The organism is Clostridium minihomine (assembly GCF_900240385.1).
Taxonomy (GTDB): domain Bacteria; phylum Bacillota; class Clostridia; order Oscillospirales; family Acutalibacteraceae; genus Faecalispora; species Faecalispora minihomine.
In genome coordinates this window covers 1-15791 of sequence record NZ_OEQH01000003.1, presented here as the reverse complement: position 1 = coordinate 15791, position 15791 = coordinate 1, and the positions used below count along the sequence as shown (strand labels likewise).

11 protein-coding genes and 2 tRNA genes are annotated in these 15791 nt (G+C 41.2%); 2 read left to right on the top strand and 11 right to left on the bottom strand.

The features are described from left to right. Nucleotides 1-6: 6 nt before the first annotated feature. The 8 genes from C1A02_RS13475 to C1A02_RS07020 all read right to left on the bottom strand — a co-directional run bounded on the left by C1A02_RS13475 (nt 7) and on the right by C1A02_RS07020 (nt 9857). Nucleotides 7-174 carry a hypothetical protein gene (locus C1A02_RS13475; protein ID WP_164997163.1) on the bottom strand — a complete coding sequence of 56 codons (168 nt, stop codon included), beginning with the start codon at nt 172-174 and terminating at the stop codon, nt 7-9. Nucleotides 175-215: 41 nt separating this feature from the next. Beyond that, complete coding sequence (locus C1A02_RS07060; protein WP_207204883.1) at nt 216-434, bottom strand: GNAT family N-acetyltransferase; 219 nt, start codon at nt 432-434, stop codon at nt 216-218. 103 nt (nt 435-537) lie between these two features. Next, the gene (locus tag C1A02_RS13315) at nt 538-852 is read right to left on the bottom strand and encodes a hypothetical protein (RefSeq protein ID WP_129588150.1); all 315 of its coding nucleotides are present in this window, start codon (nt 850-852) and stop codon (nt 538-540) included. 567 nt (nt 853-1419) lie between these two features. Then, nucleotides 1420-6222, bottom strand: coding sequence for a P-loop NTPase (locus C1A02_RS07045; RefSeq protein WP_101697521.1), 4803 nt, complete (start codon nt 6220-6222; stop codon nt 1420-1422). A gap of 110 nt (nt 6223-6332) precedes the next feature. Beyond that, nucleotides 6333-7898, bottom strand: coding sequence for a recombinase family protein (locus C1A02_RS07040; protein WP_101697520.1), 1566 nt, complete (start codon nt 7896-7898; stop codon nt 6333-6335). A gap of 457 nt (nt 7899-8355) precedes the next feature. Then, on the bottom strand, nt 8356-8718 hold the full coding sequence (locus C1A02_RS07030) for a recombinase family protein (RefSeq protein ID WP_101697518.1): 363 nt from the start codon (nt 8716-8718) through the stop codon (nt 8356-8358). 257 nt (nt 8719-8975) lie between these two features. After that, nucleotides 8976-9062 (bottom strand) — tRNA-Leu (locus C1A02_RS07025). Between the two features lie 114 nt (nt 9063-9176). After that, entirely contained in the window at nt 9177-9857 is a 681-nt protein-coding gene (locus tag C1A02_RS07020) for a sugar transferase (RefSeq protein ID WP_442338926.1), read from the bottom strand. Nucleotides 9858-10086: 229 nt separating this feature from the next. Here C1A02_RS07020 and C1A02_RS07015 point away from each other — a divergent pair, with 229 nt between their 5' ends. Continuing rightward, complete coding sequence (locus C1A02_RS07015; protein WP_101697516.1) at nt 10087-11058, top strand: ROK family protein; 972 nt, start codon at nt 10087-10089, stop codon at nt 11056-11058. 114 nt (nt 11059-11172) lie between these two features. Here the strand turns inward: C1A02_RS07015 and C1A02_RS07010 are convergent, their stop codons facing one another. Together C1A02_RS07010 and C1A02_RS07005 are read right to left on the bottom strand one after the other, a co-directional pair. Further along, nucleotides 11173-12918, bottom strand: coding sequence for an ABC transporter ATP-binding protein (locus C1A02_RS07010; protein ID WP_101697515.1), 1746 nt, complete (start codon nt 12916-12918; stop codon nt 11173-11175). Next, complete coding sequence (locus tag C1A02_RS07005; protein WP_370737793.1) at nt 12915-14687, bottom strand: ABC transporter ATP-binding protein; 1773 nt, start codon at nt 14685-14687, stop codon at nt 12915-12917. Before C1A02_RS07005 ends, C1A02_RS07010 begins: the two co-directional genes overlap by 4 nt. Nucleotides 14688-14980: 293 nt before the next feature. Here C1A02_RS07005 and C1A02_RS07000 point away from each other — a divergent pair, with 293 nt between their 5' ends. Further along, on the top strand, nt 14981-15280 hold the full coding sequence (locus C1A02_RS07000) for a DUF3892 domain-containing protein (protein WP_101697514.1): 300 nt from the start codon (nt 14981-14983) through the stop codon (nt 15278-15280). A gap of 387 nt (nt 15281-15667) precedes the next feature. Here the strand turns inward: C1A02_RS07000 and C1A02_RS06995 are convergent. Then, nucleotides 15668-15743 (bottom strand) — tRNA-Asn (locus C1A02_RS06995). Nucleotides 15744-15791: the final 48 nt, after the last annotated feature.

Below are 15791 nucleotides of genomic sequence, written 5' to 3'. Positions count from 1 at the left end.
CGGACATTATCGCGTGATGATTCCTTTTAAAATAGTTCCTTGCTCTGCAAATATTTTTAATCTATCTTTTTGCGCAAGAACATCTGGATAAAATGGCAGATGTTCCGCTTTCATTTGCTGAAGTAAAAGATTTAAAACGTCAAAAACAAAAAAAGACGGTAAAGTTCTGTTCATTCCAAAGAATGTTCCAGTCCCATACCGTCTTTTTTATATCTTTATAGCTTCGCCTGATAGATTCTTGAGATATCACCCGAAGGATGGTATCCTTCGGCAACATATTCAAACCCGTAACGCTCATAGTATCCCACATAGTCTGTACAAAGGTACAAATAAGGATACCCCTGTTTTATCTGCTCGATAAGCAAGAAACCATAAGAATGTCCACGATATTCTTCTTCAATATACAAAGCACACAACCAGGGCCATAAATCCATTCTGCTGCACCCTTAGCATTTTGGGGTGAGGGGTAATGTCTAATATTGCTTAAAATTGCTTGTCAGGTAATTCGCAGAGCAAACGACGAGGCTTTAAACGATATTATGAAAGACTATCTACTGATTCTTTCGCTATTAATTCAGATGAAACATCTTCTACTAAAATTGTTTTATTTTGGTTGGTTGATACTAATTTTCGCAAATCAGATGGCTCATAGCTTACCATTAGTTGAGCATCTTTTGAAAGACTATGATACCACTGTAACCACTCTTTGGTTTCATCCGATAGATAAGATAAAGAAACAGTTTTTCCATTATAATTAGCTTTAGCGTCTTTGTTTTCTTCAGTTGATACTCCTAATGATAATATACTGATCGTAAGTGCTGCCATTGTTAATAAAGAAAGTAATTTTTTCACAAAGATACACTCCCTTTTTTGCGAAGTTTCACTTAACATTAAACAATAAATTTCAGGCCCCTTTTATAATAAGTTTTATAAGATACTTAATTTAAGTATAACCTAAATATAACATTTTTGGATTATATTGTAAATAAAGGTATCAAAATTGTATTTTCATAAATTATATAGGTATCAATCTGCATGAGAAATTGGCCATTGTCAAAACTCTTCATCTTTCCATTAAACCCGTGCTACGCTAAAACAAAAGGGGTAATTGCCCAAAATGTGGATTTGATGATGCTGCTCGAACAGATTAATACTAACCTAAACACGCTTATCAAGAACCAATTGATTCTTTCAAACTGGAACAGATGGAATAAGCAATAAAAACACCCTCACCTCTGGGTGACGTATAAAATAAAATCCCCCGGCTACGATAGCCGAGGGATTTTTGCGTGCAGAATTACAAACAAATCGTAAAACTGTACGTTTATGAATGCGAGCCACGTCAATTCTGGATATCATCCTATTCTCAGAGGAGGATTTGAACTATCATCACATGTAGATTATAAACTAAATCTTCTGTCACTTCATTTTAATTGAAAACTGGCCTGATTGAGCTTTGCCTTGAACTGTTGCTGATATTTTCCCTCCATAGCCTCTAGCTTTCTTCTTATCTTTGGGTGACCTAACATTTATTAGTTTACCTATATATGCTCTCCCATCAACAATGAATGTACCACTCAATTTGCAAAAGCTATTGTCATCCGGTATAAACAAAACAGTTTTCCCTGAAAAATTAGGTGATTCTTCTTCTTGCTCAATTTGAGTAAACTTAGAAATAGATGGCTGTTCGATTGGCTGAATACCGTGTAGGAGTTCAGAAAGAGATTTCATTGTTTGATACAGCGAAATTGTATACTTTACTCCTCCGTCTGCATCCTGCTTACGACTAAGAACAACGCTCTCCGTTTCACCTACAGAGATTAATTGGTTAAGCACGGCAAGCATTCCTCCGTGTTTTTCTATCTCCGAAGAACCAAAATTCTCTAAATCTTTCACGGAAACTCCAGCCAAATTATCACCTATATAACCGTTAAGATACTCTGGTAATAAACTATATCTGTTACTCCAGATTTTATTCGGATGAAAGACCTGATGGGAGCCGATCTCGCCGTTGTTTTCTTGTGATAGCCCGCTCGGCTGATAATTTTCCTGATTTCTGCTGCCTTTTCTAGATCCGTGAAAACTGCTTGTAGAAGTACCACTGCTTTGCGAAGCAACTGTACACATTGATTCGATTATTTTAGATGAATCGAACAACTCACCGGTAGTCTGATCTTTGAGGGAGTCATTTATCGCATATATTCCTCGAGTACTAAGCCCAGCAAAAAATCTAACGACGTGATTTAACTGTTGTTCCGATAGCGAATTCTTAGCCATTCTTCCGATTTCTGATCTTGCTTTTTCCCCGTTCCAATTAATTGGATTAAAGATTGTAAATTCGGCTCCTGTGTAATTGTAAGAAGAAAAGTGACCATCAAGAACCATTGGTGTAGACTTCGAACTAATAACTCTCTTCGATATCTCTTCAGCATTCTTGCAGTCCGAAATATCAAGCAACCTTCCCATGCCGGTTCCAACGACTAACAAGTCCCTCCTTTTCGTTAGTTTGCTGCGTTTTTGATCAAATTGTTGATTTTTATCAGCCCTAGATATTGCTAAACGAATTTCTCGCATATCATCTAAGCGCCTACCACCATCCAAAGTGTCAAGATACAAAAGGGCTTGTTTGTAGTAAAATGGTTCAGGGTTCTTTTTCCAACTAATAGCATTTTCTGCATCAATCCAGTAGTTTATCTGGATAAGCGCTTCCTCTATGGGGCGATGCAATAGCTTGGCCAATTGTAACCAGTGATGATATAAGGAACATCTCTTCTGGTAGACAGAATAACTTTTCCTATCATATGGTTGTGAAAGTAATGCGGTAATATTGTCAAATAAAGTCATGGGATCCGAAACCATCTGATATAATGAATTGAAATCAGAATTTGAGCTAGCATACTCTTCGCGTGCTTTTCTAATTCTTGCGGACACTAATCCATTCAGCGCAGATTCCCAAAGCTCAATATCTTCACTATTCTTCAACCTGTCAACTTGGTTCTGATAGTACTCTACGGTCTTCCCATAATCACCCATTAGAACTTCAGAGCGGAGTTGGTCTTCCTTAATCTGAATTAACCTAATGGTTTTTTCATTAAAGCCATCAAATTCTTTCGCCATCTCCAAAGTATCTGCGAATAAAGTCTGAAATGTAATTTGTTTTGCAGACAACTTTTTCAAGTCATCCTTACATTTGATGCCAAGTATTTTATATAGGAATCGCAGATACTCGTACAGGAGGTTCAATTGTCCTGACACGCCAAACTGTGGGCTACCATATTCACAAGTATTTGCGAACAACTCGTATGCTTTTTCAACATTATCTTCATACTCAGACAACGGAATTTCGTTGGTTAGAATTTCATATGTCAAAATAGTATTCCACTCATCGCACATTTTATGGTATAGTGCATTTCCGTACATATGATAAATGATCGAATCGGGATAGGGCATATATTTGAGAGCCAAATCCAGATACTGCGCTGCTTTATCATAGTTAACGGGAGTTCTGGTGTAAAGCTTACCAAGGTGAGCATAAGCATGTGACATAACACGTAAAAGCTTTTGGTCGGTCTCGCTCATTTCAATTATGGCTTTTTCACTAAGAGTTTTATCTGCACTAGAGCGAAATTGTTCAGCAAGGTATTGAATTAGGTCACGTTGACTTTCCGGCATCCCTATATCAGTCAACAATAGCGACAGGTTTCCAGCATATTCATAATCATCAAAATCCTTGTTTTGAATAATTACCTTAAGTAGGACATCAAGCATATAGTCAGATTTTTGTTCTTTGATATATTTTGCAACTGCACTGATTAAATATTTTGCTAGTTTCACAAGCACGGCTCGGGAATCTGCTTCCTTGGTATACATTTTTAGATATTGGTTGCTTAATATCGGATGCTTGAAGTAATATACGCTGATATTATCTTTCATCCCTTGGCAAATCAAACTTTCTACACCAGGGCATGATTGAATAAGGCTGCTTCTTTTCCTTAAATCAAATCCTAAGGTTTTGTTTACGAAAGCTGCTGAGATCTCTTTACAGTTGTACTTGTCGCAAAATGCAAGAAGAGCAATCATATCAGCATGCTGTTGGGGGCGATCTCCATCGGCAACCTTTTTAACATATGATTCAACATTGAATTCCTTGTCGATGAAATATAACCCGATGATAAAAGGGGTTCTCAAGTCGCCAAAGACCGTACTATCAAATTGAGCTACCTTTTCAGCCGACTCTATTTTATTGAGCGGACTAATGGTGCTGAATCTGCTTTTCAGGGAATTAATCGATACATCTGGTAATTGCTGAATCGTTTTGAAATGAGACCTTGGATATTTTTTGTATAAGCCATTGCTTTCTCTGCAAGCTATCAACAAAGCGCAGCGGCGGCGATTCATTGTTGTCAAAAATTCATCGCACATAGTATCAATATTAAGCATAGTATCTTCAGCAACTATAAGAATTGGATTTGTTCCGATTATATTGTCATAAAGATTCTGCAGCAAAGGAAACGTTTTCCGGTCGTCGTAACGCTTAACCTCTAATACAGCTATTTCATTATGCAACTTCCATGCTAATTGTTTAGCAATTGTAGTCCCGCCGATACCCGCTCGGTGCTTAATGAAAAACAAATTTTGTTGAGGATTCTCTTCTTGAATCCTGCCTATTGTTGACTTGATCTCGTTGTATAAGTCTTCAAGATCAACTAATGGTAGCGCATCGCCACTCGCAATATCACGCCATGTTGCAGGCCCCCCGCGCAAAAATCTATCAACTTGAGTATCAATTTCTGGATAATCAATAGTTTCGCAGTCTTGGTATAGAACATCAAAACAAGGTACAAGGTTGTTTCGGTCATTTTCTGAAAGCGGAACAAAGCGAGCATTTTTGCCTGGCAAAGCAAAGTTCAGCTTTATCGATTCCCTCGGATTCCAGTAAGATTTATAATCGTAAAAAGTTTCAAAGAAGGCGCTCACAGGGCAAAAGTGATAGTGAAAATGTGTCTCGCAGTATTCTAGTCCTTCATTATTATCGTAATCATCATTTATCCTGTACGCTACATCAGACAGGCCAATCCAAGATAAATAATAATCATCACACTCAAGGTCCCTAAGGCCACCAATTGCGCTCTGAACAATTCTTACATCATCTGACAATACTACGATATTAATGAATTTCTGAAGTTTATTGACCTTATCCAACACATTCTTTATCGTTGCAGTTGTCATTTTGATAAACTGTCTTTTGGCTTCTTTTTCCTCCGAAACAAACGTTGTGTACTCAGGTATTTCAAAACTTTGCAGCAGATAGTAACTCGGCAATAAATACTCTCCACAGCGACACCACAGTGTATGTGCTGGATTTGGCTCTGGCAAACTGTTTGAGTTTAGTGTTCTCAATATCTCTCGTTGGATTCGATTGTGAGAGACTGAAGACAGCAGCCCTCCGCAATTAGAGTAACCATCAAAATCAACAACCAAATCCCAAGGAAGATTTGAAATTACATCACGATAGTCTTCACGTATATCGTGAACTGAGTCAACAATCAGTACAGTAGCAGCCTCTCCGAAGCCAAACTCGCAAGGCTTTTGCAATAGTTTTTCATAATCAAACATTACGTTTGTTTTGAATAAGGGTAATTTCTCCGCACAGTCAGGATCCAACAGTACAAGCATGTTTCGAACAGAGTTATAGACTCTTGTAATAGACAAGCACTTAATTCGCGCGGCTTGGTGGTCAGCATTATTTCGTTGTTTTCTATCAGCAACTAACGCTTTAATGTCAAAGTCATATTTTACATTGAATGTTTTTAACGCTCGGGCAAGAGTTTCCGCCAAAATGGCAATATTAGACTCATCGTCAAGCCAAGACTTGCCGGGGGTAAATGTATGATTTCTTTGAATTCCGCACGTGTTATAAAAATCTATTGATGGCCCATAGGAGTATTTAGACAAAATCAATTTAAACAGTGCTTCTATCCTGTTGAACAATGATTCTTTCGCAAGCGCCTCATATGCAGTTTCATAGGCTTTACTTTGTTCAGGCAAACCAAGATCAAATTGTTGTTTGCTATTCCCGAGGTCTGCTTCCAGGCGGTCGGCATAATAAGCATGAATATCGGAATACCAAGTAACAATATCAGAAAAACGCTCAACATACTTTGTCCGCTCACTGTTCTGTCGATTACCTTTGCTTTCTATTTCCTCACAGAATTTAAGCATAAAACACCTCGTTAGTTTTCTTTGTTCGCTTTTATATCAATGATCTTTTGAAACTTTTCTAATTGCTAAAACCGGCCGTTGGACAAACTTTGCATTTTTGCATAATACATTTACATACCAATCATCAATGCAACCTGCTTACCGTTCTTAAACTTCAGCACTGCTTTATTATCGCCCTGAACAATCACTTTGCTTACTAAGTTGCGGATCATGGTTTCATCCCATTGTAAAGCAGTAGCACTATCTTGAGTTGCACTTAATTCAGAAGATGCTTGTGCAAATGATTCACTTAATGACAATTCAGCCTGCTGCAAATGGATAATCTCAGCCTCAATACGCTCCAATGAACGCAGAAAGTCTTCATTCTTCGCCTCACCCAAAACAGTAATCAACTTTTTCTTTAAGGCTTGAATTTCCTGACTGTCTTCGTATGACCACTGGCGTTGTGCGAGTTTCTGCGGGATGTCGTCTACAATCAACCAGTCTTCCAGACTAAAGTTTGCTTGAACTGCTTTTAGAATCGCATCCTGCAAAGCATACTCTTGTACCGTCGGAGAATTCTTACAATATTCCTTGCCATTCTCCAAACGATTGATACAGCGCCATACCGGCTGCTTTTCTCCACTTCGTTTTGTCCACACGGCTCGGCGATACGGCATGCCACATTCTTCGCAAATCATAATTTCAGCCAACGCGTGTTTGCTGCTGTATTTATGGTAATTGGAATGAACCTGCTCTCCGGAAGTTGTTTGGCTGGTACGTCTTTTAAATTCAGTCTGTACTTTATAAAAGATATCCCTGCTGACAATGGGCTCGTGGTAATTTTTTATCAGGTATTTCGGTAGCTGTCCGTTATTCTTTACAATTCGCCGGGTAATTAAATCTGAGACAAAAGTCTTTTGCTGTAATACATCACCACTGTATTTTTCGTTACGCAATAAAGAGCGAATCGTACTTTGTGCCCATCTGCTGTTATTGGTGAGTGTCGGAATATTTTCTTCTTCCAAGCGATTGATAATTTGTTCCACAGAAGCTCCGGCAAGATACCAATGATATATGCGACGGACGATTTCAGCTTCTTCTGGCACAATCTGAGGTATTCCATCATCATCCACTTGATAGCCATAAATGCGATTAAAGCTCATCACTTTACCGGATTGCATAGCTTGTCGCTTTCCCCAAGCTACATTTTTACTAATGTTTTCGCTTTCTGCCTGTGCCAAACTACCCAAGATAGTCAGTACAAATTCGCTGTCGGCTTCCATTGTATTTAGGTTTTCTTTCTCAAAATAGACAGCTACGCCTATTTCTCGCAGTGCTCTTGTAATGCCGATGCAATCCAATGTGTTTCGGGCAAAGCGACTAACGGATTTTGTGAGGATCAGATCAATTTTACCTTGTTTGCATTTACGCAGTATCTTTTGAAACTGCGGACGCTTCTTGGCAGAAGTTGCGCTAAGCCCTTCGTCAGCAAAAATTCCCGCCATAATCCACTGTCGGTTTTCCATGATTTTTAAAGCATAGTATTCCTTCTGCGCTTCATAACTGGTTCGCTGTTCTTCATCATCAGTAGAAACCCTGCAATATGCAGCTACTCGAATCTGGCGCTCAGACCACTCTAACTGCTCCGGTTTCTTATCAGCCTCAATTACAATCACTTCAGGTTCGTCTGTCACAGAGGGTCACCGCCCTCCTCGGATAAACGGAAAGTTTCTACAAGCATAAGTCGATAGCGGGGCGAAATCGACATCATAAATTCACATGCTATTGCCGGATGCGCATAGGTTCCACCATATCAGCCTTGTTTCGAGGTGATTCCAATTGCTTTTGTGGATTCAATCCATAACTTTGGCGTAATAGTCGCTTGGTTTCCTTTTATTCTGTTTACCAGTTCACCATAGGCCACTTTGTCAAAATCAGAATTATATTTGATTTCCCAAAGCATGAGGAGCTCAAAGTGTATTACGGTCTCTTAGCCAGCTCTGTATTGCATATCCAGGAGCTATATCGCCGACATGCCCTGCAATAGCAGAAATGTTAATATACTTATCCACTGCAATTTCACCACCTTGTTTCAATTATAATAACACGAATTTTAGTGAAATTGAAGTGAAAATTATATATTTTGTCAATTTAAATAATGCCGCCCAATTGATTTTTTGAGCTATAGTGAGTTGATTTTCGCTCCACGCCGGTTTGAGTAGTAATTATATTGCTCCTTAATGCTTTTTCAGCTTGAGCAGCATAATATAACTCTCTATCAACAATATAGTAAATATATTTCGGGTTGGAAAGCATTTTGTCAATTGCTGCTCTGCCCCATGTTTCGTTTCCAGTAGGAGAGGGGATTCCTTTTTGTTGCAGTAGTTTAGAAATACCGCCTAAGCTATGTCCCTCCAAATAGCTGTTGTAGATGAACCTTACAATTTCCGCTTCCTCTTGATTGACATAGCCAAGACCTCTAATCGTCAATGTATAACCATAAAATCTTCTCATGGATTGGTGCCTCCTTTAATTATTAGATATAAGTAGAATTAAGAAATGGAAAAAGACTGTAGCGTGCAAATGGAACACCAATTTGCAGGCACAGTCTTTTTAAATGTAGGAATGAATGGGATTAAGTTGTTCAATAGGGCAGTGGAATAGGAGTTTCGCTGAAAATAAAGGCTAATTGTAAGCAGTTTTGCTGAAAAAAAGCCTGTATATAACAAAATCCACTTATAACTATCGTTACAAGTGGATTTTGTCTACTATGGTGCTGGTGACCGGACTTGAACCGGTACGATATCGCTATCGAGGGATTTTAAGTCCCTTGTGTCTGCCGATTCCACCACACCAGCGAATGGAACGGAGTTTATTATAGCACAACATGGACATAAAATCAATTCCATTTTTATATTTTACCCCTGAAATTTAAATCTTTTCAAACTCAAAAATATCTTGCTCAGCCTCAATCAACGTTTTAGAACCGCAAAAACCGTTTGGAACATAATTTTAATATCCTGCCACACCGAAATATGGTGAAGATATTCCAGATTATAACGCATTTTTTCCGGCAAAACCTGATGAATATAAATTTCTTCCGGATCTCCGCCAGAATTCAGCAGTTCATCCTCATCTTTAAACGCAATGCTGGCTGTTGCAGTTACCCCCGGGCGCACCAGCAAAGTGGCCAGATATTCCGGCTCATAGGCATCCACATATTTGCGAACCTCCGGACGGGGTCCCACCAAACTCATGGTTCCCCCCAGTACATTCAACACTTGTGAAAATTCATCTAAACGGCATTTGCGGATGAGTTTCCCCACCTTCGTAATACGGGCATCCCCTTCCGTCGTCAAAGCCAAACCCTTTTTATCCGCATCCTGTACCATGGAACGGAATTTGAAAATTTTAAAATCTTCTCCATACTGTCCAACCCGAACCTGACGGTAAAATACCGGGCCTTTGGAATCTAATTTAATGGCGATGGCCAAAATGAGAAAAATCGGGGACAGGATAATCAGAATCAGCAGAGAAACCACAATATCAAAGATACGTTTGAAAAATAACGATATCTTTTGACGATTTAACAGCTGAACGTAATCCTGTAATTCTTCTTTTTGCATCCATACGGGTAATTCTTGAAGTTGCACGATGATTCACCATTTTCCTCTAAACTTATCTTGGAAGCTTCTACCTTACATTATGGCAGAAATTTCTCTTTTTAAACTGTAACCGCAGAAGAAGAATTTGTCAAATTCTTTTTGCTTTTGTCGCCCGTTGTGAAATCATTTACGAAAACCGGCTGCAGTGCTATAATCAGTAAAGAAACCATACACGCCATTTTTTGTGATATTCTATTTTAGAAATGGGGTAAATTCCATGTATTATTTGGGGATTGATTTGGGCGGAACAAATATAGCGGCCGGTGTTATCGACGAAAGCGGGCATCTGCTTTGCAAAATCTCGTCTCCCACCGGGTTCCCCTGCCCGCCGGAAGAATTATGCGATCGCATTGGACAAACAGCCCAAAAAGCGATTTTGGAATCTGGAAACCTGCCGATTTCCGCCGCAGGAATCGGGTGCCCGGGTTCCGTGAATCAAAAAAAAGGAATGGTGGAACTTTTACCAAACCTTTCTTTGCATCATTTCCCCATGCGGGATGAGCTTCAAAAAAGGCTTCATCTTCCCGTAGAAGTGGACAACGATGCCAACGCCGCCGCTTACGGGGAATTTCGCGCCGGAGCCTTGATGGGCACACAAAATGCTGTGGCTGTGACACTGGGGACCGGGGTTGGCTCCGGAATTATTTTGGACGGAAAAATCTATACCGGCCAAAACGGTGCCGCAGGCGAAATCGGACACACTGTCATCCAGCGCAACGGCCGTGCCTGCAACTGCGGCCGAAAAGGCTGCTGGGAGCGTTATGCTTCCGCAACCGGCCTTATCTGGACCACCCGGGAACTGCTGGAACAGGATGTGGAAAAAAGCAGTGTGATTTGGCAGATGATCGAAAATAACCTAAATCGGATTTCTGGCCGCAGTGCTTTTAATGCCATGCGGCAAGGGGATGCACTGGGCCAAAAGATTGTTGACATTTACATAGCAGATTTAAGCTGCGGAATCATCAATATTATCAACAGCCTTCAGCCGGACAAAATCTGCATCGGCGGCGGAATCAGCCACGAAGGAGAAAGTCTGCTGGCGCCCATGCGCAGGATTGTGGACAAAGAACAGTTTGTGACAAATTCACTTCTAAACACCGAACTGGTTTGCGCACAACTGGGCAACGACGCCGGAATTATCGGCGCCGCTTTACTGGGAGCAGATCAAGATCAAAAAAAGAATGTTTGATGACATTTTTACAGCAAGAATACCGCACGGCAAATGCTGTGCGGTATTTTTTTTCTAAGCTTTCCCTTTTTATCTTCATTCAAAGGCAGCAGGATTCTTTGAATCCGGGTGAAATCAACTGGCGGCAAATTGACTGTTGTAAAGCTGGGCGTAAAAACCATTTTGTGTGAGCAGCTGCCGATGAGTTCCCTGCTCAATAATTTGACCATCCTGCATCACCAAAATTACATCTGCCTCCTGAATGGTGGAAAGGCGGTGTGCCACCACAAAGCTGGTGCGCCCTTTCATCATCCTTTGAAATGCCTTTTGCACCAGCAGCTCGGTACGGGTATCGATGCTGCTGGTCGCTTCATCCAGAATCAACATGGGGGGATCCACCAGCATTACCCGGGCAATACACAATAACTGCCGCTGACCTTGAGACAGATTTCCCCCATCTTCTGCTATCACCGTATCATACCCATGGGGCAACTTTAAAATAAAGGAATGGGCCAGCGCTGATTTTGCCGCAGCTACAATTTCTTCCTCATCAGCATCGGGTTTTCCATATGCAATATTATCCCGAACCGTTCCGGAAAACAGCCAAGTATCCTGCAACACCATCCCATACAGCGAACGCAGGCTCTCTCGTTTCATTTTTCGGATGTCCACTCCATCTATCTGAATACTTCCACTGTCCACATCATAAAAGCGCATCAACAGATTGATAATTGTTGTTTTTCCACAGCCGGTAGGGCCTACAATAGCAATCCGCTGACCCTGATACGCCGTTAGATTCAAGTTTTGCAGCAACCGGGTTTCCGGACGATAGGAAAAGAATACATTTTGCAGTTCCACTTGATTGCCGCCTTCTTCTACTTTCACAGCGTCCTTTGGTTCTGCCGGCTCCTCTTCCTCATCCAAAATTTCAAAAAGCCGCCGTGCAGACGCAAACGCAGTTTGAATTTGGGTTAATACCGCAGTGACCTCGTTAAACGGCTTGGTATACTGGTTAGCATAAGCTAAAAAGCTGGTGATCTGCCCCACCGTCAGGCGGGTCGGCACACCGGTAATGGCGCAAATGGCGCCGATAACAGCCACAGACGTATACACAATACTATTGACAAATCGGGTGGAAGGGTTAGAAAGCGAAGAATAAAACTGCGCCTTTTCCCCTGCCTGGTACAACCGGGAATTAATTTCACCAAACTGTTCTTCTGCCCGGCTTTCATAATGAAATGCACGAACTGTTTTCAGACCACTGATCATTTCTTCTATATATCCGCTGAGCTGCCCTTGACTTGCCTGCTGATCAAAAAACATCTTGCGGGAGCTCTTGGAAATAAAGGCAGCCACAAACAAAGAAAGCGGAGTGACACACACCACCACTAATGTGATCACTGGGCTGATGGTCAACATGAACAGCAAAGTGCCCAAAATGGTGACAACCCCGGTAAACAGCTGAGTCAGCCCCTGCAACAGGCCGTCGGACACCTGATCCACGTCATTGACCACCCGGCTGACTAAATCGCCGTGGGAGTGACTGTCGATATATTTCAGCGGAAGAGAATTCACTTTTTCATAAGTCTGAACGCGCAAATCTCGGACTGTTCGATACGTCACCTGATTGGTGCAATAAGTCATCATCCACTGAAAAACAGCACTGCCCAGAACGGTTATTGCCAGAACCATCAGAATTTGCTGCATGGCATGATAATTCACCTGGCCAACGCCCACAATCTGATCCACTGCACGTCCAATTAAAATAGGAGCATACAGTGACAAAGAAATATGAATGACGGCACAAACCAGTGAACCAATCAAAAATCCCGTATGGGGCTTCATATAACCTATCATACGCTTTACAACAGAGTGTTTCATTGATTTGCCACCTCCTCCCGATTCATCTGGGACAGGCAAATTTCCTGATAAACAGGGCAACGTTTTACTAAATCTTCATGGGTACCGATTCCGGCAACTGTCCCATCCTCCAACACAATAATTCGGTCTGCATGGCGGATCGAACTGACCCGCTGGGATACGATTAAAACCGTCATATGCTCTGTTTCTTGTTTTAATGCATGCCGCAAAGCCGCATCTGTGGCAAAATCCAAAGCGCTGGAGCTATCATCCAAAATCAACACCTGCGGCTTTCCGGCTACTGTGCGTGCAATGGTAAGGCGCTGCCGCTGTCCGCCGGAAAAGTTTTTGCCCCCTTGGCTAACCGGAGAAGACAGTCCCTGAGGCAAAGCACGCACGAAATCTTCTGCCTGAGCTGTTTTCAGAGCTTTCCAAAGCTCTTCCTCTTTGGCGCTTTCATTGCCCCATTTCAGGTTGCTGCATATGGTTCCGCTAAATAACTCTGATTGTTGTGGAACCATCCCCACCCGGGTGCGCAGAACGGCAAAAGGATATTCTTTGACATCCACACCATCCAGCAATAACCGACCTTCCGAAACATCGTAAAAGCGGGGAATTAAATTGACCAAAGTAGATTTTCCGGATCCGGTTCCTCCAATGATTCCAATGGTATCTCCTGAAGCAATTTTTACACTGCAATCCCGCAGCGCATATTCGCCGTTTTGATGATAAGAGAAACTCACGTTGCGAAACTCAATTTTGGGTGCACCGGGAACCGGCTCAGGGACAGAATCCCCTTCTTTAATGGAACTCTCGGTTTCCAACACTTCATTGACTCTGGCCGCAGAGGCAGAAGCCTTTGTAAAAATCACCACCAGATTCGCCACAACCACCAACGCTAAAAACGTCTGATTCATATAATTGACCAAAGCCACAATCTGCCCCTGGGTAACCGCGCCGATTTCAGCCCGATATCCGCCAAACCAAACAATAGCCAAAATAGACAAGTTAACAATGACAAAGGTTACGGGGTTCAAAAGAGCCGAAAGTTTGCCCACACGAACTGCGGTTTGTGCCTGATCTTCTGCCGCCCGAACAAAACGCTGCGTTTCCTTTTTCTGGCGGGAAAAAGCCCGAATCACCCGAACACCAGACAGGCTTTCTCTGGAAATAAGCGAAATCACATCTAGACGTTTTTGAATTTCTCGAAAATAAGGAACCGATCGACTCATTACCAAATACAGTGCCAAAGCAATCAGCGGTGTTGCAACCACAAAAATCAATGCCAGTTTCACATCAATCGTCATAGCCATTACCACAGCACCGATGGCTAAAAAGGGAGCACGAACCACCAGACGAATCAGCATGGCCACCGCCAATTGCAGCTGATTAATATCGTTTGTCAGCCTAGTAATCAGCGACGGCGTTCCAAATCGATCAATTTCGGCATGAGAAAGGGTGTTTATATGCTGAAACATTTCATTTCGCAGTACAGTGCCGCTGCCCTGAGAGGCTACCGCAGCCATCTTCTGGCATACTAACGTGGAGCAAAGTCCAACAGCACCTAATAATAGCAAAACCAAACCCATTTTCCACACATAGGTCACATCGCCTCGGCGGATACCATCATCGATAATTTTTGCTGTAACGATGGGCACAATCAGTTCAAAAATGGCTTCAATTAATTTAAAAATTGGCCCCAAAATCACCTGTTTTTGATATGGTTTTAAAAATCTTATCAGTTTGCGCAATCCTACCAAGTCCTTTATTCGATTCTCAGGCGTACCCATTGGGTAAAAACATCCCGGCTTAAAAAGCATTTGATTTTAAAAGTATAAGATTTAACACAATACCCAGAGTATACTACTTTTTTGCAAAAAATACCACTTTTAATTTAGATTATTACACCATAAAATAAAGACGGAAATTGCTTTGCAGCACAGCCTCTCTTATACAAAAACACAAGCGATCGTTTACTGTTTTCTTGGATGCTAAAAGCTTCGCCTCTATCTATGCTGCTTCATTTTTCCAATCGTAATATTTTAAAAAAATTCCGGTAAACTATAATCCAAGGAGTGATAGTATGAACAATCAAGAAGTACAATACACAGGAAATCTTCCAACAAATATTAATGCCGTCACCCCAACACCAAATCCTGATGCTCAATCTATTACGCAATTGGTGAAAAACAGCGGACGTATCGAAGGCTATCAATTATCCAATGGACAAATTGTATCGAAGCAACAGGGAGTAGAATTAGCAAAAGCCGGAGGAATCCGTGGTGTGGCGGTAGCTGTAAGAAATGGAAGCGAATATTTACGTTCATTACCCGATGGACAAGAAAGCAATAACTTAGGAAATCTACCTTCTATTACACAATAAAATAAACAACAAAACTGCCGCAAACAATCATTCACTTTGACTGTTTCAGCGGCAGTTATTATTTTATTACACGATTAAAAAATTTAATAAAATAACATATTCTATGCTGTCAGTTTGATTAAAATCCCTAACCATAGACCCACAAAAAAGTATTATCATAAATAAATTTTTCTTTATCGCATTTAAATTAGATAAAACTATCAAAAATCAGACCTGAGACAGCAGCAGCCTGATTTTACACATAAAGCTTACATAGTATGATCCTCTTTGATATAAAAAAGCTCTTATTTTATCGACAATACTAAAGCTTTTTTCTCTCTATCGACTATGGCAGAGATTATTCTATATAATAAATAAAACCACCAGAACTAACTGGTGGTTTCTCTTTGGCTCCCCAAGTTGGACTCGAACCAACGACCCTGCGGTTAACAGCCGCATGCTCTACCGGCTGAGCTATTGAGGAATATCAGTGTTGGCATCTTCCTATTGTCCCGGGCCGTCTCCAGCCAAG